The 22,709-nt window shown below is 69.7% G+C and carries 23 protein-coding genes; 1 reads left to right on the top strand and 22 read right to left on the bottom strand.

Features of this window, described 5'->3' with window-relative positions:
* Positions 1 to 4 precede the first annotated feature (4 nt).
* Both BLS56_RS09365 and BLS56_RS09360 read right to left on the bottom strand, forming a co-directional pair.
* Positions 5 to 787 (bottom strand): DUF5677 domain-containing protein, encoded by a 783-nt coding sequence (locus tag BLS56_RS09365; protein ID WP_139190579.1) that lies wholly within the window; start codon positions 785 to 787, stop codon positions 5 to 7.
* Between the two features lie 59 nt (positions 788 to 846).
* On the bottom strand, positions 847 to 1,287 hold the full coding sequence (locus tag BLS56_RS09360; protein ID WP_139190578.1) for a hypothetical protein: 441 nt from the start codon (positions 1,285 to 1,287) through the stop codon (positions 847 to 849).
* 171 nt (positions 1,288 to 1,458) lie between these two features.
* Between BLS56_RS09360 and BLS56_RS09355 the strand changes: the two genes are divergently transcribed.
* The gene (locus BLS56_RS09355) at positions 1,459 to 1,725 is read left to right on the top strand and encodes a hypothetical protein (RefSeq protein WP_091449566.1); all 267 of its coding nucleotides are present in this window, start codon (positions 1,459 to 1,461) and stop codon (positions 1,723 to 1,725) included.
* Between the two features lie 187 nt (positions 1,726 to 1,912).
* Here BLS56_RS09355 and BLS56_RS09350 read toward each other — a convergent pair whose 3' ends face one another.
* The 20 genes from BLS56_RS09350 to ffh all read right to left on the bottom strand — a co-directional run bounded on the left by BLS56_RS09350 (position 1,913) and on the right by ffh (position 22,543).
* A complete protein-coding gene (locus BLS56_RS09350; RefSeq protein WP_228771499.1) occupies positions 1,913 to 2,422 on the bottom strand; it encodes a hypothetical protein in 510 nt (169 codons plus the stop codon).
* Positions 2,419 to 4,623, bottom strand: a complete 2,205-nt coding sequence (locus BLS56_RS09345; RefSeq protein ID WP_139190577.1) for an integrase — start codon at positions 4,621 to 4,623, stop codon at positions 2,419 to 2,421. Before BLS56_RS09345 ends, BLS56_RS09350 begins: the two co-directional genes overlap by 4 nt.
* Positions 4,620 to 6,428, bottom strand: coding sequence for a hypothetical protein (locus BLS56_RS09340; RefSeq protein WP_091449564.1), 1,809 nt, complete (start codon positions 6,426 to 6,428; stop codon positions 4,620 to 4,622). The genes BLS56_RS09345 and BLS56_RS09340 overlap by 4 nt, the downstream gene beginning before the upstream one ends.
* The gene (locus BLS56_RS09335; RefSeq protein WP_091449563.1) at positions 6,425 to 7,894 is read right to left on the bottom strand and encodes a site-specific integrase; all 1,470 of its coding nucleotides are present in this window, start codon (positions 7,892 to 7,894) and stop codon (positions 6,425 to 6,427) included. Before BLS56_RS09335 ends, BLS56_RS09340 begins: the two co-directional genes overlap by 4 nt.
* An 842-nt stretch (positions 7,895 to 8,736) precedes the next feature.
* The gene (locus BLS56_RS09325) at positions 8,737 to 10,251 is read right to left on the bottom strand and encodes a YifB family Mg chelatase-like AAA ATPase (protein WP_091449562.1); all 1,515 of its coding nucleotides are present in this window, start codon (positions 10,249 to 10,251) and stop codon (positions 8,737 to 8,739) included.
* A complete protein-coding gene (locus tag BLS56_RS09320; RefSeq protein ID WP_091449561.1) occupies positions 10,251 to 10,607 on the bottom strand; it encodes a YraN family protein in 357 nt (118 codons plus the stop codon). The genes BLS56_RS09325 and BLS56_RS09320 overlap by 1 nt, the downstream gene beginning before the upstream one ends.
* 171 nt (positions 10,608 to 10,778) lie before the next feature.
* Positions 10,779 to 11,102, bottom strand: coding sequence for a DUF2469 domain-containing protein (locus BLS56_RS09315; RefSeq protein WP_018682033.1), 324 nt, complete (start codon positions 11,100 to 11,102; stop codon positions 10,779 to 10,781).
* Positions 11,103 to 11,141: 39 nt separating this feature from the next.
* Positions 11,142 to 11,870 carry a ribonuclease HII gene (locus BLS56_RS09310; RefSeq protein ID WP_091449560.1) on the bottom strand — a complete coding sequence of 243 codons (729 nt, stop codon included), beginning with the start codon at positions 11,868 to 11,870 and terminating at the stop codon, positions 11,142 to 11,144.
* Between the two features lie 11 nt (positions 11,871 to 11,881).
* A complete protein-coding gene (gene lepB / locus BLS56_RS09305; RefSeq protein WP_091449559.1) occupies positions 11,882 to 12,757 on the bottom strand; it encodes a signal peptidase I in 876 nt (291 codons plus the stop codon).
* Between the two features lie 9 nt (positions 12,758 to 12,766).
* Complete coding sequence (gene lepB, locus BLS56_RS09300; RefSeq protein ID WP_091449685.1) at positions 12,767 to 13,672, bottom strand: signal peptidase I; 906 nt, start codon at positions 13,670 to 13,672, stop codon at positions 12,767 to 12,769.
* Positions 13,673 to 13,855: 183 nt separating this feature from the next.
* Positions 13,856 to 15,475: a signal peptidase I gene (gene lepB, locus BLS56_RS32890; protein WP_324187506.1), complete on the bottom strand. Its 1,620-nt coding sequence runs from the start codon at positions 15,473 to 15,475 to the stop codon at positions 13,856 to 13,858.
* A 198-nt stretch (positions 15,476 to 15,673) separates the two neighbouring features.
* Positions 15,674 to 16,033, bottom strand: coding sequence for a 50S ribosomal protein L19 (gene rplS, locus BLS56_RS09290; protein ID WP_018682038.1), 360 nt, complete (start codon positions 16,031 to 16,033; stop codon positions 15,674 to 15,676).
* A 131-nt stretch (positions 16,034 to 16,164) separates the two neighbouring features.
* Positions 16,165 to 16,944: a tRNA (guanosine(37)-N1)-methyltransferase TrmD gene (gene trmD, locus BLS56_RS09285; protein ID WP_091449557.1), complete on the bottom strand. Its 780-nt coding sequence runs from the start codon at positions 16,942 to 16,944 to the stop codon at positions 16,165 to 16,167.
* A gap of 2 nt (positions 16,945 to 16,946) precedes the next feature.
* Positions 16,947 to 17,471, bottom strand: coding sequence for a ribosome maturation factor RimM (gene rimM / locus BLS56_RS09280; RefSeq protein WP_091449556.1), 525 nt, complete (start codon positions 17,469 to 17,471; stop codon positions 16,947 to 16,949).
* Between the two features lie 25 nt (positions 17,472 to 17,496).
* Complete coding sequence (locus BLS56_RS09275) at positions 17,497 to 17,736, bottom strand: RNA-binding protein (RefSeq protein WP_091449555.1); 240 nt, start codon at positions 17,734 to 17,736, stop codon at positions 17,497 to 17,499.
* Entirely contained in the window at positions 17,733 to 18,179 is a 447-nt protein-coding gene (gene rpsP, locus BLS56_RS09270) for a 30S ribosomal protein S16 (protein WP_091449554.1), read from the bottom strand. The genes BLS56_RS09275 and rpsP overlap by 4 nt, the downstream gene beginning before the upstream one ends.
* Positions 18,180 to 18,351: 172 nt before the next feature.
* The gene (locus tag BLS56_RS09265) at positions 18,352 to 19,107 is read right to left on the bottom strand and encodes a LamB/YcsF family protein (RefSeq protein ID WP_091449553.1); all 756 of its coding nucleotides are present in this window, start codon (positions 19,105 to 19,107) and stop codon (positions 18,352 to 18,354) included.
* The gene (locus tag BLS56_RS09260) at positions 19,104 to 19,868 is read right to left on the bottom strand and encodes a CPBP family intramembrane glutamic endopeptidase (RefSeq protein WP_091449552.1); all 765 of its coding nucleotides are present in this window, start codon (positions 19,866 to 19,868) and stop codon (positions 19,104 to 19,106) included. The genes BLS56_RS09265 and BLS56_RS09260 overlap by 4 nt, the downstream gene beginning before the upstream one ends.
* Positions 19,869 to 19,931: 63 nt before the next feature.
* Positions 19,932 to 21,002: an amidohydrolase family protein gene (locus BLS56_RS09255; RefSeq protein ID WP_091449551.1), complete on the bottom strand. Its 1,071-nt coding sequence runs from the start codon at positions 21,000 to 21,002 to the stop codon at positions 19,932 to 19,934.
* On the bottom strand, positions 20,999 to 22,543 hold the full coding sequence (ffh, locus tag BLS56_RS09250) for a signal recognition particle protein (RefSeq protein ID WP_091449684.1): 1,545 nt from the start codon (positions 22,541 to 22,543) through the stop codon (positions 20,999 to 21,001). Before ffh ends, BLS56_RS09255 begins: the two co-directional genes overlap by 4 nt.
* Between the last annotated feature and the right edge of the window lie 166 nt (positions 22,544 to 22,709).

The raw sequence follows: 22,709 nt of genomic DNA, 5'->3' as shown, positions 1-22,709 counted from the left end.
GCGGTCAGGTCCTGTTGTGAAGAACCGGGCGCTCGATGTTGTGGCCGATGTGGTTGCGAGCCAGGGTGATGGCTTCGGTAAGTGGTTGCTCGACGGCAAGCGAGTTGATCGTCAACGCGGCGTGGATCACGCAGACGGCGACGAGCACGAGGTCTGCGTCGGCTGACCTCGTGGCGTGGCTGTGGAGGACGTCGGTCGTGCGATCGACGTGGACGGCCGCACCCTGCGCCGTGGGGTGAATGTGGGCGGACAGCATCCGGTAGGCAATGTAGAAGTTGTGGGCGCCGTAGGCGGTGCAGAGTGAGGAGAAGTCGAGCATCGCCTGCGTGGGGGACTTCGACGGATTAAAGTCTTCTGGGATCGACCAGTGCTGGTCCCGCAGATCGTTGAAGAGCTTGCGGCTGCTCTCGTCTGCCTTCGCCCCGACGGCCGCCATGGCCTCGTCGCCGAGATCGGCGACCCACTGCATGACAAGTGTGTGTTCGAGGATCGAGCGGACGTTCGGGGCGGCTTCGTGGCCCAAGCCCGCGTCGTGGGCAAGCAGGACGAGCTTGCTGCTGCGAGTGATCCACGCCCACCAGCCGAAGACCGACTGGACCAGGTGCTCCTTGTCCGGGTTGACGGCCAACCGCCCGGTTTCGGCCAGTTGACCGAAGGCATCGACGAGAGCCGTGATCGCTCCGCGCGCCTGGTCGTTGGTGACCTCGTTCAGCCTTGCTGTCGCCTGAGCATCCGGTTCCATGGTGGTCCTCTGTCGCTGTTGCGTGGCGCCGTCCAGTTCTTGCATGACAGAGCCGGGCGAGTGTGACCGGGCGAGTGTGACCGGGCTCGTTGAGCCGGCGCTCGTCATCGAGAGTTCTCGATGGCGTCCTCGCCGGATGGGTTCTCGGGCCATGCGTCGAAGTTGGCGTAGATGTAGTCGAGGAGGTCCTCGAAGTTCCCCTCTGGCCCAGCGAACTCGGTGATGCCTTTGGCCACTCGGTCGTAACGGTGGTGCGCTGCCTGCTTGGTGAGGGCGAGCTGGCGACCGATCTCCGACCAACTGGCACCCTCGTGACGTGCCTGCGCGATCAGTACCGCACGTTCGAGTTCGAGTCCCATTTCGATCCAGCGCAAGGCTTCGAGCGCCAGCATGGGGGTCCGTGGCTGGTCGTGGAACTTGAGGTAGTCGTCGCCGAACAAGTAGTTGACGGCCACGCGAAGGGCTTCGCCCCCAGCCGAGTGACTCGCATTGGCCCAGCCTGGGTCGGCAGGCCAGTAGAGGCTCCAGTCGTCACCATGGTTCACCCGGTCAAATGTATTTGACGACTTGCCGTGGGTGGTGTGCGACCCTCTTTGACGAGGACGGCGTGGCTCGTGTGCCGAGAAGGCAAACGGCCCCCGTGTCAGCGGGAGCCGTCTTCGCCCAGTTCCTGTGGTTGGCAGAAAGGGCCGCCTATGACTGTAGGTGTTTCTCACGTGCGGAACAAACCGAATCCCGAACGAGAGAGTCCGGACGACCTGGACTCGCTGTTCGGGTTGCGCACTCTGGTGATCGTCGCTCTGGCGGCCATGGTCGGGCTGTTCGTCGGCCTGGCAGCGGGAGTTCCCGCGGGTTTGGCGGCGGCCGCGGTCAGTCCCGCGACCGGGTTGGTGGTCGGACTGGCCAGCGGCATCGCGGCGGCCTTGCTCGGTGGCTTGACCGCCGCCGGAGCGCTTCACGGACTGGTCCGGCGCGGGCGGTGATGAGGTCCGGGACGCCGCCCTCGTGGCGGCGTCCCGGCCGGATCCTCTCGGCAGCCGGTCAACTGCAACAACTCGTCTCCCTCGCCTGAGGCTCGTCAGTGTGATCGAGACGACTCTTCCAGGCGAGCACGTGGTTCGATCGTGCTCGAATCGCCAGAGGATCGAGACGCTCGTGACGAGCTGCCTGTCAAGGGGGGACCGGGGACGAACGTCGGAGTGCACGGACGTTGCCGTGTTCCTCAGCTGAGGTTCGGAGTTGGTGGTTCTCGACTTCCAGGACGTGGACAACGCGGGCGAAGTGCGCGTTGGCCGTTTTCAGCTCGTTTCGTTCGTGGGTGATCTTCGCGAGGCGAGCGCGGAGTTCGTCGTTGTCGCGATGGAGGTCCTCGGTGAGCGCGGGCCGTGTGTTCTGGGCTATGACCAGGGCGTTGAACAAGTCTTTGAGACCGGTGTGCTTGTGGGTGAGCTTGTTGCGTAGCAGCCCGGCCTCGGCGGCGAGGGACTTGACGGTCAACTTGCCGTCCGAGCGCAGCGGCGTCCCGGCGAGCAGGCGCACCATGGCGTCGGTGATCGCGGTGATCTCCTTGGCGTCGGTCGCGCCGCGGTCGCCCGACGCGTCGGCTGCCTGCGCCAGCAGCCTGCCGACGCTGTCGGCGATCGACCCGGTGCGCGGGCCCGGTTGGTCGAGGTCGGTCACTGTGCAGGCTCCGGACGATCGTGGGGGTCGGGTCGGCCGCGTTCGTGCTGGTCGATGATGCGCAGGAGGGTAAGGCGGCGCTGTCGGTGGCGTTCTCGTATGGGGTGTGGATCGAGACCGGTGTCGATCTCGTCCTGTAGGTGCTCGACCTCGCGGCGGACGCGGTCGATATGAGTGTCGGTGCGGGCGACGTTGACGCAGGCGGTGTTGCAGCGGTCGAAGCTGGGTGTGGCCGTCGAGCGGCCGGGGGTGGCCCTGTCGGGGTCACAGAGCGCGGTCAGTGGGTTGTGGTTGCAGGCGAGCAACGCTTCGTCGTGGTCGAACACGCGCAACCGATGGTTGCCGAGTAGCGCCTTGTGCTGCCGTTCAGTCAGGTGACCACCCTGGTATGTGGCGGTGAACTCGGAAGCCCCGGCGGCATAGCGGTCCGCGGCGGGGCCACTGACGTGTTCCCCCTGGCGCAGGCGCTCGGCGGCCTGGCCGAGGGTATCGACCAGGGTGCGGGCCCGTTCCAGATCGAGGATTTCCATCATGTCCATGCCTGCGCGGGAGCCATAAGCCTCCGACATCGTCAATTGCAGGTGGCCATACTGGATTCCGAGGGCTACTCGGCCGCCGGGCAGGCGGTTGACGAACCACCCGATGGTCTGCCGGAACCGTGACAGACTTATCGGCCCGGCCGGGTCCTCGGGAACGAGTTCGTGGTCGCGAGCGTGGTCACGGGCCAATTCGTTGGCGAAGGCGATGAATCTGCCGACTCGGAAGGCCGCGGTCCTCGTGGTCAGACCGGCGCCCCGCCAGGCTGTGACTCCGCCGGACCTCGCTCCGTGTCCGTCGATCGCGACCGGGAACAAGAGTCCGCCGGGCTCGGTGAGCCGTTCCAGGACGGTGATAGCCGCGGCGACGGGTGCGATGACCGTCCAGGGCTGATCGCGAAGCTCACCAGCGGGGGCGCTGTTGCCCTCGTCGTCGTTGACGCCTTTGAAGTGCAGCCCGGTGACGTGATAGCGGACGATGCCGTCCTCGGAACTCTCGGTTGGAGCACAGCACCCCTGCCGCAGGTGCAGCACTTCCTCGGGCCTCATCCCGGACAGGTAGGCGATCACGATCAGGCAGGCTGTGCTCAGGTGCATGACGAGCATCGGAGCTTGATCGAAGTCGATTCCCCGCATCCACGGTCGATCGCCAAGACGAGCGGTGAGCTCGACGTCGAGATCGGACCGGGAGGAGATAGGAAGCTCGCGGAGTCGGGGACGCAGGCGGTCGATCGCGGCGGTGACCGCCGGTGCCGAGATACCGAGCGTGGCCGCGATGTAGCGGCCGCTGATGGCCGTGCCTGCGTTGTGTGGACGATCAGCGAGCAGGCGTCCGCGGGCACCGAACCACGTGGTGCCGGGAAGGGGCTGGCCGGTGGTCCTGAGGTGCTCGAAGTAGGCGGTCAGGACCGCGTCCTCGCCGGGGCTTCTGACCTGTGGGACGTTGGCGAGCAGCCTGATGGACTCCTCGCGGGCGGCGAGGATGTCGGGGGCGAGGTCGGTGACGAACCGGATCGCCCAGACCAGCAGCGGCGACATGGTCGCCGGGTGGATCGGGACGCGGCGGTTGCGCCCCCTGCTTCCCTGCGGGGCGCCCAGGTAATCGTCCACGCCGTGCTCGTCCCAGGGCGGCATGGGAAGCCGATCTCCGGGCAGCATGTAGGGCGCGTAGGCCCAGATCCTGGTCAGCGCCAAGAGCTGGCGAGCGGAATAATTGCGGGTTCGCTTGGCCTCGCGCAGGGAGACTGCGTAGTCGGCCAGGGTCGAGGCGGTGACGTCGGACAACCTGGTGATCCGCCTGGTGATCAGCCACGCGGCGAACGCCTTCCAAGCCTTGACGGTGTGCGTGAGGCTGCTGCCCCTCAGCCGGGCGCGGCTGGTGGAACCGGGACGAGCGAGGATGGCCTCGGGGGTGTCGATGTTGATCACAGCCCAGGCGAGACGTTTGAAGTTGTCGCGGAACACGGCCGGAAACTTGTCCCATCGCAGCGCGGAACTGGTGGTGGTGTCCTTGCCGATGAGGAAGGCCAGTTGCCAGATGTCGTCGCCGAAGCGCGGCAACCCCTCGGGAGACACGCCCGGGCGCACTGATGTCGCGGGCAGGACCACGACGGTGGGGTCGGGATCGACCAGTACCACCCCGGCTTCCGTGAAAGGCCCGGTCACGAGTCCAGCCTGCGGTCGAGGACCTGGTCGATCAGCACGCGGTCGCGGTCGGTCAGCCGACCGCGCAGGGCGGAACGCTCGGCGGGTGTGGTGCAAGCGGCCAGCAGGTCGCCGACCCGCGAGTAATGCCGTGCCCAGTCCGCGGTCCAGGCCGCCCCGCTCACCACCGACCTCAAACCGGCGAGGGCGTCGTGCAGGTAGACGATGCGGGGCAGGTGCCGCGGAGTGGCCAGGGCGTTGTCGCAGGCGAAACACATCAGAAAGGACACCGAGCACGGCCCGTCGGGGGTGAACGGGCTGTGGGCGAAGTCTCGGCAGGCGCCGGTGGCGGTGTCGAGGTCTCCGCGCACCAACTCCTGGACCTGGCGCAGCGGTATCCCCGCCTGCTCCGCCAACTGGGCGAGTTCGCTCTCGTCCGGAGTGGGCGAGGCCCGAAGCAGGCGCATTCTCACCGTCGCGGTGGCGTGATCGACCGCGCCCTGCAGGCCGGCGGCGACCACGTCGGCTGACTCGGCGCGCACCTGGGCGTTGCGCAGCAGGTAGACGTCCTCGTGGGTGCGCAGGGTGTTCTGCCGGGGACCGCCGAACAACGCTTGGTGGGTTTGCCTGAGCCGCGCGGCCCCCACCTTCAACACCCCGCCACTCGGCGACTCCAGCGCCAAGTACTCACACCACATGTCGATGACGTGCTTGGGCGCACCGATCAACCACGGGCCGCGGCCGTCTCGCCGGCGTCGGACCCGATGCCCGACCAGCAGCCGACGAGTCGGAGTGCCTGCGCGCCCCAGGCAGGCCCGCGCCTCGGCGGTGATACCCACAACCTTCCGCAATGCTTGCCCCGCAGAGCCGTCACCGAGATCCACCAGGTTGTTGCTCGCGTGCTTGCTCCCGACCGGGCGGCGATGCTTCAAAGTGGACACGCGGTGAATCTCGACATCGCCGATCCCGCCGTCGGGACGAAAGTCCGGAACATCCATCGACTCCAGCACCGACAGGTTCCAGCCCTCCTCGCAGACGAGCAAAGCCGCCAGTGCCCCGATCTCGGTCGCCGACGGGAACAACATCTTCATCACGCCCCGGTAGCCACCTGGAACCAACCGACAGACCTCCCGAACACGCTCGTGAAGCTGCCCGTCGCCGTATCGGTCGACGTCACCGGTCCACGACACTTGATCCAACAGAGCTCCCAACCGGGCCTCGTAGCTCCCAGCGGGAAACTCGCCACCGCGGTAGCGGGCCAACAAGGTCAGCCCGGCGGCGACGCGGCGCTCGATCCGCGTCGCCTCCCGCCGCGCCGTCGCCCGGACCAGCTTGAACTCGGCCAGGGTGTATGCCTCGACCTGCTTGGACGGTTTCCGTCGCCCCGAACGAACCGCGATGACCGCCGTGGTCTCAGCCGGGAGGGCACCGGTGTCCACCAGGATCTTCCGCACGATCAAACGCGCCGAATGGCCCCGTCCCTGCCCGGACAGCAGCCACTGCGACCATATCCCCGGCGTGATCTGGCCGACCTCCGCTGGCGGTGTGTCCAGGTCAGCAACGAACACCAGGAAGCGCTTGAGCAGGCCGCCGTAATTCTCGCAGGTCGAGTAACGGGTCCAGGTGCCCGTCGACGAGCACGCCTTGGCGAAGGCCGCCACCACCTGCAAGCGCAACTTCTCCGGCCCCCGCGCGGCCTGAAAATCTACCTCACCCAACTCCTCGCCGTCCTCCGCGACCACGCTCACGGTCAAACCATCGGAGGACAGGTTGCTCGGCCGCGCGTAGCCCGCAGGAGGCAGGACGGCCCGCTTGCCCGGGCTCACGCGCCGATCTCCCGCGGGACGTCCAGGACCAGGCCGGTCTGTTCGGCCAACCGGGTAAGCAACTCGTCGGCGCTTTCCTCACCGACGTCGTTGAGCAAGGTGTCCAGTTGCAGTCCCCTGACCGGTTCCAGGTAGACGGACTTGGTGGTCTCCTCCGAGGCATGGCCCAACAAGTCCCTCACCATCGACCAGACGTTGCCGTAGACCTGTTCGTAGTACTTGCGATCGGCCGGAGACAGCCCCAACCTTCGATCGAGCGCATAGTGCAACGAGATCAGCATCTGCAACGCGTACGAATGCCTCAGCATGTGCGGCGAACAAAACAACCCCAGTCCCTGCGCCGCGCACCGCGCGTTCGCCAACCCGAAGACCCGATTCCACGAGCGATAGCGCATCGGCGTGCCGGACTCGGTCAACCAGACCGCCATCGGCTCCAGCCCATGCTCACCCTCGTAGTAGAGGTCCAGCCGGTCCAAGTCGTCGAGATTGTCCAACATCGCCGCGCCGGGACGTCCTCGTTCATCGACCCACCGCACCCGGCCCCGGCCAGAGACGTCCTGAACCACCTTGCGGACCGGAAGCGCCTCGTAAACCCCGGCCCGCTGTGCCCGCGCCACCGCCGCGGCGCGAGTGCTGAGACGGTACGCCTGCACCGCCTTGAGCGCGCCGCGCCCGACGTAGTAAAATCGTCCCTCCCGCTTGGCCACCTCCTTCGCGACCTGAGCCGGGTAGTAGCGCTGCACCACAGTGGTGTCCGGCAACTCCACCAACAACAGGCACCCAGCCTCCCGCCTGCGCAGACCGCTGCTGAGCACGAAATCAGCGAACGCGGCGTCACGCCCGTCGTTACGGCCACGCCACCTCACATCCGGAAGGTTGTCCGCGGTGTAACCACGCAACCCGACGTCCCGCCACATCCGGTAGGCCCGTGGTGTCAACCACTTGACGTTGTAGCTGCGAGTGTCGGTCGGCGCCAGCTCCGGAACCTCCACCGAACTCCCGTCAGGAAGCTGCTTCCTGCGCATCACGACCGGACTGCCCGCCATATGCTTGTGCTTGACCGCCCAGTCGTAGAGCAAGCGGAACGCCGCCAACTCCCGGCCCCACTTCGCGCCGCCGATCCGGCCCGGGTTATACCTGTCGCGTCGCCGCCAATACTCATAACTCTCCAGATCCTCAGAGGTGATCTGGTCCCAGTTCCGCCCGCGCTGGCGCAGGAACGTGAACAACAACCGATAGTCCAGCACGTAGGACTCCTGCGTCCCACGCGCCTTGACCGCGAACCGCGACCGCCGAAAGAACTCACTCAGCCGCGGATCCACCCGATAGTCCGGGCCCACCAAGATCGGCTGCCGATCACGGAACCCCAGCAGCTCCTCACGCTCCGGAAGATCAGCCCACACCCCATCCCCACCCAGAGACCGCAGCCTCACACCGACCCAGAACAACATCCACTCGTCGGACATCCAGCTCCATCACGCAACACGACCATGGGCAACACGCGAACCGTATACGGAATTCGATGTCTTCCGGCACCACGAGCCGCGCCCCCACAGCAGCGGCGGCGGCCAGGTCGTGGGCGGCGAGGTCCTGCTCCCGCCGCGCGGACGTCTCGTCCCGCACCGCGTCGGGAACGCGTCCCGCCCGCACCAGCGCCGCGGCCCGCACCGGCCCGCACTCCGCGACAAGCGCCCCCAGCGCGGGCGCGGGCGGCTCCGCGACCCGGACCAGGTACGCCCGGGCAAGTCGGATGTCATCCATGACCGTGCCCCCAGCCGGACATGCCCGGCCGCCACGCTCTCCGGCCAGGACATGTGGGCGGAGAACCTGGCTGCCGAAAAGAACCTGATCGTGAGATCAGTGAGCGGCCGGGTGAAGTCGGACGCGGATAGAAGCAGTGGTCAGCGAACACAGTGAGAACTCCTCGCTTGGTAACGGACTGTGGGTTTGCCAACGTTGGTCGCATGGCACGCGGTTCGCGGAACTCGCGGACAGTGGCAGTGGGCACGGGGGGCACTTACCGGATCAGTGCGGACGCGGGCGGCTCCGCACCCGGAACGGGGGCGCGACAGCAAGGCGGATGTCATTCGCAGCCGCGCCGCCAACCGAAGACGCCTGACGACCGCGTTCTCCGGCAGGACCGTGTGGGCGGCGGACCTGGTGACCGACAAGAGCCTGGTCGTGGAGTCGATGTGGGGGCTGGTGAGGTGGGACGTGGATAGAAGCGGTGGTCAGCGAGCACGGTCGGTAGTCCTCTCTCGGTAGGCGGTTGTGGGACTGGTAGTCGGTTGGGGCTCGCAAACGGTTGTCATGCGGCGCGCCGTTCACGGAACTCGAGTGCGGTGGCGACGTGGTCCGCGGTGGGCGCGGGGGCTCCTGCCAGGTCGGCGAGTGTCCAGGCGACGCGCAGGCAGCGGTCGGCGCCGCGGGCGGTCACGGCTCCGGTGTTGAGGCCGCGGTCGAGCAGGGCGGTGACCTCCCGGGGGAGGGAGAAGTCGCGGCGCAGCGCGGGACCGGGCGCTTCCGCGTTGGTTTGCCAGCCGTGTGGGGACCAGCGGCAAGCCGCTCGGGCTCTGGCCTCTTCGACCCGGGCCCGGACCGTCGCGGTGCACTCCGGGGTGACGTCGCCCGCGCGGGACATGGCGGTGATGGGGCGCATCCGGACCCGGAGGTCGACCCGGTCCAAGAGCGGGCCGGAAAGGCGCGCGAGGTAGCGGCGGCGGGCGTACGGGGCGCAGGTGCAGTCGGCCTCGCGTGGCGGGGCGCAGGGGCAGGTGTTGGTCGCGAGGACGAGTTGGAACCGGGCCGGATAGTGGACGACGGCGTCGCGGCGGGCCAGCCGGATCTCGCCTTCCTCCAGCGCGGTGCGGAGAGCCTCCAGGCGGTCGGCATGGAACTCGGCTGCCTCGTCGAGAAAGAGGATGCCGCGGTGGGCCTTGCTGATCGCGCCGGGTTTGGCCACGCCGACGCCGCCGCCGACGAGGGCGGGAACCGAGGTCGTGTGGTGGGGCGCGATGAAGGGCGGCACGGTGATCAGCGGAGACTCCGCCGCGAGGTCGCCCGCGACCGAGTGGATGGCGGTGACCTCCAGCGCGTGCTCCCGCGGCAGCGGCGGAAGCAGGCCGGGAAGTCGTTTGGCCAGCATCGTCTTACCGGTGCCCGGTGGGCCCAACAGCAAGATGTGGTGGCTCCCCGCCGCGGCGACCTCCAGTGCCCAGCGGGCCTCGGGCTGGCCCACCACGTCCACCAGGTCCGGCGGAGCGGCCGCCTGCGCGACGGCGGCTTCCCCTGGTCGCGCCAGCGCCTCGGTGTCGCCGCGGGCCCAGGCGAGCACCTGGGACAGGGTGGCGGCTCCGTGCACGTCCAGGCCGCTGACCAGGGACGCCTCGGCGAGCGCGCGCTCCGGGACGATCGCGCGACGCAACCCGGCCCGGCGGGCGGCGAGCAGGCACGGGAGGACGCCCCGGACCGTGCGGAGGCGGCCGTCGAGGGCCAACTCGCCGAGCAGGACCGTGTCGGCGAAGGCGTCCGGCGGGATCTTGCGGTCGGCGACGAGCACGGCGGTGGCCAGCGCCAGGTCGTAGCCGGAGCCGCCCTTGGGCAGGGCCGCCGGGGACAGGGCCAGGGTGACCAACTGGTCCGGCCACTGGATGCCGCTGTTGCGCACGGCCGCGCGCACGCGGTCCTTGGCCTCGTTGAGCGCGGCGTCGGGCAGGCCGACGATCTGGGTCCGGGGTTTGCCGCCGCCGATGTCCGCCTCGATCTCGACGGTGATGCCGTCGACGCCGAACAGGGCCACCGACCAGGCGCGGGCGAGGACCATCAGAACGCTCCGCGCAGGTGGCGGATCTGGGGCTCACCGTGTGGCGGCAGGACAACCGAGACGATGTCGAACCGGATCTCGCCCGGCGGGATGCCGTGGTCGACGCGCCAGCGGGTGGCGAGTCTGCGGATGCGGGTCGCCTTGCCGTCGGTGACCGACTCCGCCGGGGTGCCGAAGCCGGTGCCTGAGCGCGTCTTCACTTCGCAGACGACCAGGCGGGACCCGTCCTCGCAGACGAGGTCGAGTTCGCCGAGTTCGCACCGCCAGTTCCGACCGAGAATCACATAGCCGGAGTTCTCGAGGTAGCGCGCCGCGATGTCCTCGCCGCGCCTGCCGAGCAGCAGGTGTGCCGTCATGACCGCTCCTGTCGGGGATCGTGGCACGGCGGGTGCCGTGTCCGATTTCGACAGTGCCGTCAGGAGCGGGGGTGTCGCCAGGGGTGGTCGCGACCTGTGGACGACTCCCGCGATTGGGGACAACCCGGCTCGCGATGACCTTCGCGAGCCGGGGTTTGTCGGTGGGCTGTGCTAGCCGCTGAACGGGCCGTCCTCTGGCAGCCTCAGGTCCGGTTTGTCGAGCTCTTCGACGTTCACGTCCTTGAACGTGATCACCCGGACGTTCTTGACGAACCGGGCGGGCCGGTACATGTCCCACACCCAGGCGTCGGACATCCGCACCTCGAAGTAGACCTCGCCGTCGGCGTCGCGCACCTGCACGTCGACGCCGTTGGCGAGGTAGAACCGCCGCTCGGTCTCCACCACGTACGCGAACTGCCCCACGATGTCGCGGTACTCCCGGTAGAGCTGCAGCTCCATCTCGGTCTCGTACTTCTCGAGATCCTCCGCGCTCATCTGCCGCGCGCCCCTCCTGGTAGTGACCTGTGCCGCCCGCTACTGCGGGGGTTCACCATTCTGGACCACGGCCGATGCCGCGACACTCAGCGCCACCCGATGTGGCGCCCGAAGACCGTGCGCGACCCCCGCCGCGGCGACGTTCACATACGACCAGCGGTGCTCGTGGCTGGGCCCGTGCTCGCGCAGCGCCCGGCTGTGCAAGCCGGTGCAGTAGCCCTTGTGCACATCGAACCGGTAGACGGGCAGCGTCTCGTGCAGCTCCGCCATGATCCGGTCGCGGGTGACCTTGGCCAGCACCGACGCCGCCGCGACGCACGCCGCGGCCTGGTCGCCCTTGAGCACCGGCATACTCGGCGCGGTCAGCCCCGGCACCCGGAACCCGTCGACAAGCACGTACCCGGGATGGGTGGTCAACCGGGCCACCGCCCGCCGCATTCCCTCGATGTTGGCCACGTGCACGCCCATCAGGTCGACCTCCGCCGTCGGCACGACCACGACGGAGTAGTCGACGGCGCGCTCGGTGACCAGGTCGAACATCCGCTCGCGCGCGGCGGCGGTCATGAGCTTGGAGTCGGTCAGCCCGTCGAGCCGGGCGGCGTCGCCTTGGCGCAGCACGCAGGAGGCGATCACCAGCGGGCCCGCGCACGCGCCTCGGCCCGCCTCGTCGACGCCCGCGACCGGGCCGAGGCCGCGCCGGTGCAGCGCGGCCTGCAGGCTCCAGGTGCCCGCGTCGCGGCGCACCACCGCGCGTGGCGGCATCAGCATCGCTCCCCCTTTCAGCACCGCTCCCCCGTCCCGCGCCGGACCAGCGAGCGCACGCGCCTGCCCAGCCACAGCGTCGGCCACGCCGCCGCGACACCCACACCAGCCGGAATACCCGCCTGCCACGCCGGAGCCGACAACGCCTGCGGATTGTGATCACCCACGCCCCGCCACCGCGACGGCGGCAAAATAATCGCCCGCGCCTTGCCGATCACGTTGTCGACCGGGACGAGGCCGTTGAGCCCGCCGTTGCCCTGGGTGCGTGAGTCGCCCGAGTTGTTGCGGTTGTCGCCCATCACGAACAACAGTCCCTCCGGCACCGCGACCGGTGAGAACTCTTCTTGTTGGTTGCTTGTCCCAGGATCCCAGTGGATGTAAGGCTCGTCGAGCGGTTTGCCGTCGACCAGCACGCGGTTCCGCTCGTCGCAGCACCGCACGGTCTGCCCGCCGATGGCGATGATCCGCTTCACCACGTCGTCCTCGTCCGGGGCGGCGAGGCCGAACTGCGCGCCGATGCCCTGGAGCCACCGGACGACCTCGTTGTCGGAGCGGTTCGCCCGGAACTCCGACCGGTTCCATGTGCCGGGCCGCTCGAACACGATCACGTCGCCCGCCTGCGGCTCGGTGAACCGATAGGTGAGCTTGTCGACCAGGATGCGGTCGCCGTAGCAGCCGGGACAGCCGTGCAGGGTCTGTTCCATCGACTCGGACGGGATGACGAAGACCCGCGCGATGAACGTGTGGATCAGGAACGTCAGCACCAGGGCGATGCCGATGAGAATCGGCAGTTCCTGCCAGAACGGCCGCTTCTTCTTGGGTGATCCGGGGTCCCGCTCGGGCCGGTCGACGTCGTCCTGGTCGCCGTCTGGGGCGGTTGATCCGTCGGACACTGGGGCAGCCTACCGGGGCGTTCTCTTGCCATCGCGCGTCAGGATGCCGCGCACGCGCCTGCCCAGCCACAGCGTCGGCCACGCCGCCGCGACACCCACACCAGCCGGAATACCCGCCTGCCACGCCGGAGCCGACAACGCCTGCGGATTGTGATCACCCACGCCCCGCCACCGCGACGGCGGCAAAATAATCGCCCGCGCCTTGCCGATCACGTTGTCGACCGGGACGAGGCCGTTCTCCCCGCCGCCGCCCTGCTTGCGCGAGTCGAGGGAGTTGTTGCGGTTGTCGCCCATCACGAACAGCTTCCCGGGCGGGACGGTGACGGCGCCGAAGTCCTCTTGCGTCGCGTCCGAGTACATGCGGTAGAGGTACGGCTCGTCCAGCGGTTCGCCGTCCACCAGCACTCGGTTCTGGTCGTCGCAGCACTCGACGGTCTGCCCGCCCACCGCGATCACCCGCTTGACGACGTCTTCCTCGCTCGGGTCGGCCAGGCCGAACTGCGCGCCGAGATCCTGGAACCAGGACACCAGGGGGTTGCCGGAGCGGCCGTCGAGGCCGGTGTGGTCCCAGGTGCCGGGGCGCTCGAACACGACGACGTCGCCGGGCGCGGGATCACGGAAGTAGTAGACGACCCGGTCGACGAGGACCCGGTCACCGGTGCAGCCCGCACAGCCGTGCAGGGTCTGCTCCATCGATTCGGACGGGATGACGAACACCCGGGCGAGGAACGACTGGATGAGGAAGGTCAGCAGCAGGGCGAGGGCGATGAGGATCGGCAGTTCGACCCAGAACGGGCGCTTCTTCTTCGCCTGCTTGGCCTTGACGGCCACGTCGTCGCCGTCGGCAGCGCCGTCCACTGCCCCACTGCCCACTGTCCCACTGTCCACTGTGGGCGCGGTCTCGGCTTGGGCCATGGCGTCGACCTTGGCGATGGCGGCGTTCTTGTCCTGGGCGTCGATTTCGGCGGGGGCGGTCTCGGCGTCGGCTTTGGTCTTGGTGTCGACCTCGGCCGAGGACTGCGTGGAGTCCCGGTCGGAGACGTCGAGATGGTCGGCGCCACGTCCATCCCCTGGCACGGCGCCGTGTGGGTCCGACAACTATTCAGCCTTCCTGGGTGTGAGGACATCCTTCACGCGGCGGCTGAGCCAGAGCACTGGCCAGGCCGCGGTCAGCCCGATACCCATCGGGATCCCCTGATGCCAGCCCGCCGCCGCGAGGTCTGGGCTTTCCTGTGGGTTGTGGTCGCCGATTCCGCGCCAACGGGACGGCGGCAACACGATGTAGCGCGCCTTGCCGATGACCTTGCCGAGCGGAACCACACCGCGAACACCGCCACCCCCCTGGAACCGGGAGTCCGACGAGTTCGCTCGGTTATCACCCATCACCCACAGTGTGCCCTCGGGCACGGTAACGCGTGAGAACTTCTGGCGCTCGTCGGGGCCGCCGTTTTCCCAGTACACGTAAGGCTCGTCCAACGGCTTGCCGTTGACCAGAACCCGGTTCTGCTCGTCGCAGCACTCGACGGTCTGCCCGCCGACCGCGATGACGCGCTTGACGAAGTCCCGTTCGTTGGGCGGGGCGATGCCGATGAACGCCCCGACGTAGCGCAGGCCGCGGGTGAAGGCGTTGCCTTCGTCGGTCTTGACGTCGTTCTCGGTCCAGGTGTTGGGCCCCTCGAAGACGATGACGTCGCCCGGCTCGGGGTCGCGGAACGAGTAAATGATCTTGTCGACGAAGACCCGGTCGCCCGTGCAGCCGGGGCAGCCGTGCAGCGTCTCCTCCATCGAGCCGGACGGGATCGAGTACACGCGTCCGACGAAGTGCTGGATGACGAACGTCAGCAGGAGCGCGACGCCGATCAGCACCAGGATCTCGCGCCAGAGCGGCTGACGGCGCGGCGGCCTGCGGTGCTTACCGCGCTTCGGACGGTCCTCGACCTCTTCCGCGCTGTCAACGCTGTCGCGCTGAACGGGCGTCTCGTCGGAAGTCTCCGCGGGCGGTGCCACCGACGGCTTCGCGGGCGGGTACGCCCGGACGCGCGGGATGAGGTCGGTGAGGTCGGAGTCGGCGCTGGCGACCGGCTCACGCCTGCGCGAGATCGGCTCGGTGAGATGCCGCGCGGCCGGGTCGGCAGGCTCGGCGTCCGGGGTGTCGGCGGGCCCGGTGCGCGGCGAGGCCGCCCTGGGCGGCTCCGGGTCAGGAGATTGCGCGCGTCCGGCGGACTCCGGCGCGGCGGGACGCAAGACCGGGTCGGTGTCGGGGTCCGGGTCGGGCCGGAAGAGAACGTCCGTCGAATGGGTGACCGGCGGACCCGCGGGCGGGCTGTCCGGCGACAACCGCGGCGCCGACAGGTCGTCCACCCGGAGGCCGGGGTTGTCCTGCGGCGATGTCGGCGCGGGGGTGATGCCCAACCGGGCGTAGGTGTCTACCGGCGGCTCGGTAGCCGAGGCCGGGAACCAGTCGGACGGATCGGACGGCGGCTCAGGTTCACCCGAACGAGTGGGGCGCGCGACGGGCGGCGGAGCGACCGGCGTCCACCCCTCCGCGGGCGGAAGCGAGTCCTCCGGCAGCGGCGGGCCGAACCAGAACTCCGGTTCGGCGGGCTCCACCTCCGGCAACTCCGGGATCTCGGGGAGCAGCGGCGGCTTGCGCGGGATGGCGTCGGTGTAGGCGGTCTCGCCGTTGGCGGTGACGCCGTTGGCCGAGGCCCCGTTCACGTGGTGACCATTGGTCTTGGTGCCGTTGACCGCACGACGGCTAATCGGTTCGGTGTACTGAACCTCGCCCTGATCATGCGAATGGTCGACCGCCTCCTGACGCCGCTGCTCCGGATCTGCCACGGCGTCCGGCGGCATACGATGAAAGGGACGGTCGACCACGCACGTCAGACTACGTGAGCCGGTGTGCTGACCGCGTCAGGAAGCGGTCTGCGGCTCGCGCTTCTCCTTGATCTTCGCGGCCTTGCCGCGGAGCTCGCGGAGGTAGTACAGCTTGGCGCGGCGCACGTCGCCGCGGCGGGCGACCTCGATCTCGGCGATGTTCGGGGTGTGCACCGGGAAGGTGCGCTCGACGCCGACGCCGAACGAGACCTTGCGCACGGTGAAGGTCTCCCGGATGCCGCCGCCCTGACGACGGATCACGACGCCCTGGAAGACCTGAACGCGCGAGCGCGAGCCCTCGATGACGCGAACGTGGACCTTCAGCGTGTCACCCGGGCGGAAGTCCGGGATGTCGGAACGCAGCGACTTGGCGTCCAGGGCATCCAGGGTGTTCATCGGTAGTCCGTCCTCGTCTTTGGAGAGATTTCTTCGTGCCTCCCGACCGGAGGCGGCCTGCCGCCGAACAGTCCAGCCTGGGAGTGGGCTTGTGAGCCGCGCTCTGGGGGCGCGTCAACCCGGAAAGTATGTCAGACGCCGTCGGGGGATCGGAAATCGGCCCCCGCCGCCCGCTCCAGCCGGTCGAGCAGCGCCCGGTCGTGCTTGTCGAGCGCGTCCGGTGGCAGCGCGGCGAGCAGGTCGGGCCTGCGCTCGAAAGTGCGCTCGATGGCCCGGTCGCGCCGCCAGCGGGTGATGGCCGCGTGGTTGCCCGAGCGCAGCACATCGGGGACGGCGCGGTCGCGCCACACCTCTGGCCGGGTGAAGCTCGGGCCTTCCAAGAGGCCGTCGGAAAACGAGTCCTGTTGGGCGGAGGCGGGGTTGCCCAGCACGCCGGGAAGCAGCCGGGCCACCGCCTCGACGATGACCATGACCGCGACCTCGCCGCCGACGAGCACGTAGTCGCCGATGGAGACCTCGTCCACGCGCATCCGGGTGGCGGCGTCGTCCACGACGCGCTGGTCGATGCCCTCGTAGCGGCCGCAGGCGAACACCAGGTGCGGCTCCGCGGCGTACTCGTGCGCCATGGCCTGGGTGAACGGCCTGCCCGCAGGCGTGGGCACCACCAGGCGCGGCGCGGGGTCGCCCGCGCACACCTCGTCCAGCGCCTCGCCCCACACCTGGGGCTTCATGACCATGCCGGGGCCGCCGCCGTAGGGGCTGTCGTCGACGCCCTTGTGCACGTCGTAGGTCCACCTGCGCAGGTCGTGCACGCCCAGGCTGAGCAGGCCGCGCTCGATGGCCCGCCCGAGCAGCGCGGCCCGCAGCGGTTCGAGGTATTCGGGGAAGATGGTGACGACGTCGATGCGCACGGCTACTCGATCAGGCCTTCCGGCGGGTCGAGGACGACCCTGCCGCCGCGCACGTCGACCTCGGGGACGATCTCGCGGACGAACGGCACCAGCACCTCGCCGCCGCCGTCGCGGTCGAGGACCAGCAGCTCACCGCCGGGACCGTGGGTGATCTCGCGGACCGTGCCCACGCGGGTGCCGTCGACCAGGAAAGCGGCCAGGCCCTCAAGCTCGTGGTCGTAGAACTCGTCCGGGTCGCCCGTTGGCGGCAGGGCGGCGGTGTCGGCGAGCAGGAGCGCGCCGCGCATCGTCTCGGCCACGTCGCGGTCGGGGACCTCGGTGAAACGCACGAGCAGCCGCCCGGAATGCTTCCGGGCGGCTTCCACGGTGAGCGTGCGTTCGACGCCGTCGCGCGGCCGGGCGGTCACCCTCGCCCCGAGCGCGAACCGCCGCTCGGGAGAGTCGGTGCGCACGTCGACGGCGAGTTCGCCGGTGATGCCGTGCGCCTTGGCCACCCGGCCGACGACAACGAGATTCACTGCGTTCATGGATGTGCTTCGCCGATCAGTGTGATCAGTGATCGGTGTCCACCACGTCCACGCGGATGCCGCGACCGCCGACACCGGCCATCACGGTCCGGAGCGCGGTCGCGGTGCGGCCACCCCGGCCGATCACCTTGCCGAGGTCCTCCGGGTTGACGTGCACTTCGAGCGTGCGACCACGACGCGTCGTGATCAGCTCGACCTGCACGTCGTCGGGGTTGTCGACGATGCCGCGCACCAGGTGCTCGAGGGCGTCCGCGAGGGCACTCACTCGGCCGCGGCCTCGGTCTCGGCGGCCTCGGCGGGCTTGTCCTCGGCCTTCTTGGGCGCGGACTTCTTCTTCGGGGTCGTCGCGTCGGTGGCGGGCTCCTCGCCCGCGGCCTTCAGCGCGGCCTCGAACAGCTCCTGCTTCGAGGGCTTGGGCTCCTTGACCTTCAAGGTGCCCTCGGTGCCCGGCAGGCCCTTGAACTTCTGCCAGTCGCCGGTGACCTCGAACAGGTGCTTCACCGAGTCGGTCGGCTGCGCGCCGACACCCAGCCAGTACTGGGCCCGCTCGGAGTCGACCTCGATGAGGCTCGGCTCCTCCTTCGGGCTGTACCGGCCGATCGTCTCGATCGCCTTGCCGTCGCGGCGGGTGCGCGCGTCGGCGACGACAATGCGGTAGAACGGCGCACGGATCTTTCCGAGCCGCTGCAGCTTGATCTTGACAGCCACGGGTTGGGGTGCTCCTCAAAGCTCTCGGTATCGCGGGGGTGAGCGCGGCTGGCCCGAGTGGGGTCAGGTCGCCGAGCCCGAAGGTTCAGGCGTCATGGCGCGGTGAGAGGGTCCGGCCACGACGGACAGCCGCCAATTGTGCCAGACCCGCTCCCGCGCCTCGACTCGCGGGTCAGCCAGCGAAGGCGGCGACGGCGATTCCGGCGGCGTCGAGGGCCGCGCGGACGGCGCGCGCGTGGCCGACCGCGCCGGGCGTGTCGCCGTGCAGGCACAGCGACCGGGCGGGCATGGGCAGGACCGAGCCGTCCACCGCGACCACCTCGCCCGCCTCGGCCAGGCGCACGGCCCGCGCGACCACGGCGTCGGTCTCGGTGAGCAGCGCGCCCGGCTCGCCGCGCGGCACGAGCGAGCCTTCGGGGGTGTAGCCGCGGTCGGCGAACGCTTCCCGGACCGCCGGTAGCCCGGCTGCCTCGGCGGCGGTAAGCAGGCGCGATCCGGGTAGACCGAGGATCGGTAGCTCGCCGAACGCGCGGACACCGTCGACCACCGCGCCCGCTTGCGCGTCGTGGTGGACGGTGGCGTTGTAGAGGGCGCCGTGCGGCTTCACGTAGACCACACGGGTCCCCGCGGCGCGGGCGCACGCGTCGAGCGCGCCGATCTGGTAGAGCACCTCGTCGGCCAGGCGGGCGGGCTCGACGTCGATGAACCGCCGCCCGAAGCCCGCGAGGTCGCGGTAGGACACCTGCGCGCCGACGGCCACTCCCCTGGCCGTGGCCGACACGCACACCGCGCGCATCGTGGACGCGTCGCCCGCGTGGAAGCCGCAGGCCACGTTGGCCGAGGTGACCACGTCGAGCAGCGCGTCGTCGTCGCCGAGGCGCCAGACGCCGAAGCCCTCGCCGAGGTCGCTGTTGAGGTCGATGCTCACGGCTGCATCACGCCCAGGCTGATGAGCAGCACGGCCAGCGCGGGCAGGAAGTTGTTGACCTGGTGGGCGACCACGCTCGCGCCGAGGCGCCCGGTGACGAGCCGGGCCAGGCCGATCGGCACGCCGATGACCAGCAGCAGCGAGGTGCGCAGGGGTTCGAGGTGGCTGACGGCGAAGATGACGGTGGTGAGGGTGAACACCACCCAGCGGCCCCACTCCAGCCGTTCGAGGGCGCCCCAGAGCAGGCCGCGGTAGATGATCTCCTCCAGTAGCGGGCCGATCAGCCACACGTAGAGGAACAGCAGGACCGCGGCCGCCACGGGCATGGCCTGGTTGTCGACCAGCCTGCCGAGCGAGGACGTCGCGTTGTCCTCGCCGACGACACGCGTCCAGATGGCGGCGGCGACGGTCGTGCACACCAGGCCGATGAGCCCGAACTTGAGGCCGACCCGCAGGTCCTCGCGGTTGTAGGACCAGCGGAGATCGATCTTGGGGCCGTTTCCGCGCAGTTTGGTCACCAGGAGCGCGGCCGCGGTGGCGAGCATGGTGGGGACCATCGTGCCCACCAGGATCGCCGCGACCGAGTCGGTCGACTTCGGGGAGGCCAGGCCTATCAGCGCCCCGATAAGCACCGCCGAGAGCACGAAGACCGCGAAGACCAGCAGGAAAGCACCGAAACCCCATCTGTGATCGCGCGCGGGCGGCGAGGCGGCCGCGTCGGTGATCGGTGCGGCGGTGGGCTCCCCGGGAAGCGGGGTCATCACGCGCCTCCCCCCTGTCCGATAACTGCTGTGTCGACGAGACTATCGGCCCGCGAAACGGGATCAGCCGACTACTCGCCCTCTCAGGATGATTCTGGTCGGCGCGCGCAACACGTCGAGATCCAAGCGCGGATCGCGGTCGAAGGCGAGCAGATCCGCCGCCGAGCCCTCCTCCAGGCCGGACCAGCCGAGCCAGCCGCGGGCCGACCAGGATGCCGCGCCTATCGCCTGCTCGGCGGTCATACCCGCGCGGCGCAACGCGACGATCTCGTCCACGATCCGGCCGTGCGCGATGCCGCCGCCCGCGTCCGTGCCCGCGTAGACGGGCACGCCCGCGGCGACCGCCTCCGCGACCATCGCGCCCGCCCTGGCGTGCAGGTCGAGCATGTGCTTGGCGTAGCCGGGGAACCGGCCCGCGCCTGCGGCGATGTCCGGGAAGTTCTCGATGTTGATCAAGGTGGGCACCAGCGCCGTGCCGCGCGCGGCCATCTCGGCGATGACGTCCGCGGTCAGGCCGGTGCCGTGCTCGATGCAGTCGATGCCCGCGTTGACCAGGCCGGGCAGGGCGTCCTCGCCGAAGACGTGCGCGGTGACCCGGGCGCCCGCGTCGTGCGCGACAGAGATCGCCTTGGCCAGCACGTCGTCGGACCAGAGCGGGGCCAGGTCGCCCTGGTCGCGGTCGATCCAGTCGCCGACCAGCTTGACCCACCCGTCGCCGTAGGCCACCTGCTCGGCGACGGCCTCCGGAAGCCGCTCCGGCTCGATCTCCACGCCCAGGTGCCGGATGTAGCGGCGCGGGCGGGCCAGGTGCCTGCCCGCGCGGATGATGCGCGGCAGGTCCAGCCGCTCTTGCAGCGGCCGGGTGTCGATGGGCGCGCCGCAGTCGCGGATGAGCAGGGTGCCCGCGTCGCGGTCGGTCTCGGCCTGCGTCGCCGCGGTGTCGAGGTCGACCGGGCCGCCCGGTCCGATGCCGACGTGGCAGTGCGCGTCGACCAGACCGGGCAGCAGGTAGCCGCCGTCGACAACGGTCTCCGCGTTCGGCACCGGCTGGGTGCGCACGCGGCCGTTGACCACCCACAGATCGCGTTCGTCGTGGCCGGGCAGGACCACGCCGCGCAGGTGCAGCGCGGTCATTTGCTCTTGGGGAACTTCAGCTTCGACGGGTCGAAGCCGGGTGGGAGGCCGTCGAGACCGCCGAAACCGGGCGGCATGCCTGCGGGGTTCTGCGGCATTCCGGACAGGTCGGGCATACCGCCGGGGAAGCCGGGCAGCCCGCCGCGCACGCGGGGCGGCGTCGGGCCGCGGCCCTTGCCCTTCTTCCCCTTCTTGCCCTTCTGCTTGCGCTGGTTGGCCCGGTTGCCGCCGGGCATCCCGAACCGGCCCGCCATCTGCTGCATCATCTTGCGGGCCTCGTAGAACCGGTTCACCAGGTCGTTGACCTCGCGGACCTCCACGCCGGAGCCCTTGGCGATGCGCAGCCTGCGGGAGGCGTTGATGATCTTCGGGTCCTGCCGCTCGCCCGGCGTCATGCCGCGGATGATCGCCTGCAGCCGGTCGATGTGCTTCTCGTCGACCTGCGCGAGCGCGTCCTTCATCTGGCCCGCGCCGGGAAGCATGCCGAGCAGGTTCGCGATCGGGCCCATCTTGCGCACGGCGAGCATCTGCTCGAGGAAGTCCTCCAGCGTCAGCTCGCCGCTGCCGATCTTCGCCGCGGCCTTCTCGGCCTGCTCCTGGTCGAAGTGCTGCTCGGCCTGCTCGATCAGGGTGAGGACGTCGCCCATGCCGAGGATGCGCGAGGCCATCCGGTCGGGGTGGAACGCGTCGAAGTCCTCGAGCTTCTCGCCGTTGGAGGCGAACATGATCGGGGCGCCGGTGACCTCGCGGACCGAGAGCGCAGCGCCGCCGCGCGCGTCGCCGTCGAGCTTGGTCAGCACCACGCCGGTGAAGCCGACGCCGTCGCGGAACGCCTCGGCGGTGGTCACCGCGTCCTGGCCGATCATCGCGTCCACGACGAAGAGGACCTCGTCGGCCGCGACCGCGGCCTTGATGTCGGCCGCTTGCCGCATCAGCTCCTCGTCCACGCCGAGGCGGCCCGCGGTGTCCACCACGACGATGTCGTGCTGGCTGCGGCGGGCCTCATCGATGCTGCGCCGGGCCACGTCGACCGGGTCGCCGACGCCGTTGCCCGGCTCGGGGGCGAACACGGACACGCCCGCGCGCTCCGCGACGACCTGGAGCTGGGTGACGGCGTTGGGGCGCTGGAGGTCGCAGGCGACCAGCAGCGGCGCGTGCCCCTGGCCCTTGAGCCAGCGGGCCAGCTTGCCCGCGAGCGTCGTCTTACCGGCGCCCTGGAGACCGGCGAGCATGATGACCGTCGGCGGGGTCTTGGCCAGATTGAGCCGCCGGGTCTCACCGCCGAGGATGCCGATGAGCTCCTCGTTCACGATCTTGACGACCTGCTGCGCGGGGTTCAGCGCTGCGGAGACCTCCGCGCCCTTCGCGCGCTCCTTGATCCGCGCGATGAACGTGCGCACGACCGGCAGCGCGACGTCGGCCTCCAGCAGCGCGATCCGGATCTCGCGCGCGGTGGCATCGATGTCGGCGTCGGTCAGGCGTCCTTTGCCCCGCAGGTTCTGCAGGACCGAGGTGAGCCGATCGGAGAGGGTGTCGAACATCGGGTGCGGCACTCCAGCCATGCGGTGTCGTCGTCGGACGGCCGCACGCGGTGCGGCTACTGGTCGAGGGTAGTCGCCCCGGGAACCCGACCGCTCGGACCTCCGCCGATCAGCCTGTGGATAACTTCGGATGGCGGTCTCCGCCCGGTGCTAGCTTCGGCTCATA

This window comes from Actinokineospora iranica (genome assembly GCF_900101685.1).
GTDB classification, from domain to species: domain Bacteria; phylum Actinomycetota; class Actinomycetes; order Mycobacteriales; family Pseudonocardiaceae; genus Actinokineospora; species Actinokineospora iranica.
Note: the sequence above shows the minus strand (reverse complement) of the source record. Positions and strands in the feature narration are given on the sequence as shown.

What these genes read in the sequence shown, in the direction of transcription:
- BLS56_RS09365 (WP_139190579.1), bottom strand. Translation starts at nt 787, where the DNA reads ATGCAAGAACTGGACGGCGCCACGCAACAGCGACAGAGGACCACCATG.
- BLS56_RS09335 (WP_091449563.1), bottom strand. Translation starts at nt 7,894, where the DNA reads ATGTCCGACGAGTGGATGTTGTTCTGGGTCGGTGTGAGGCTGCGGTCT.
- BLS56_RS09325 (WP_091449562.1), bottom strand. Translation starts at nt 10,251, where the DNA reads ATGGTCCTCGCCCGCGCCTGGTCGGTGGCCCTGTTCGGCGTCGACGGC.
- BLS56_RS09320 (WP_091449561.1), bottom strand. Translation starts at nt 10,607, where the DNA reads ATGACGGCACACCTGCTGCTCGGCAGGCGCGGCGAGGACATCGCGGCG.
- BLS56_RS09315 (WP_018682033.1), bottom strand. Translation starts at nt 11,102, where the DNA reads ATGAGCGCGGAGGATCTCGAGAAGTACGAGACCGAGATGGAGCTGCAG.
- BLS56_RS09310 (WP_091449560.1), bottom strand. Translation starts at nt 11,870, where the DNA reads ATGCTGATGCCGCCACGCGCGGTGGTGCGCCGCGACGCGGGCACCTGG.
- lepB (WP_091449685.1), bottom strand. Translation starts at nt 13,672, where the DNA reads ATGGCCCAAGCCGAGACCGCGCCCACAGTGGACAGTGGGACAGTGGGC.
- rplS (WP_018682038.1), bottom strand. Translation starts at nt 16,033, where the DNA reads ATGAACACCCTGGATGCCCTGGACGCCAAGTCGCTGCGTTCCGACATC.
- rimM (WP_091449556.1), bottom strand. Translation starts at nt 17,471, where the DNA reads ATGAACGCAGTGAATCTCGTTGTCGTCGGCCGGGTGGCCAAGGCGCAC.
- BLS56_RS09260 (WP_091449552.1), bottom strand. Translation starts at nt 19,868, where the DNA reads ATGACCCCGCTTCCCGGGGAGCCCACCGCCGCACCGATCACCGACGCG.
- BLS56_RS09255 (WP_091449551.1), bottom strand. Translation starts at nt 21,002, where the DNA reads ATGACCGCGCTGCACCTGCGCGGCGTGGTCCTGCCCGGCCACGACGAA.
- ffh (WP_091449684.1), bottom strand. Translation starts at nt 22,543, where the DNA reads ATGTTCGACACCCTCTCCGATCGGCTCACCTCGGTCCTGCAGAACCTG.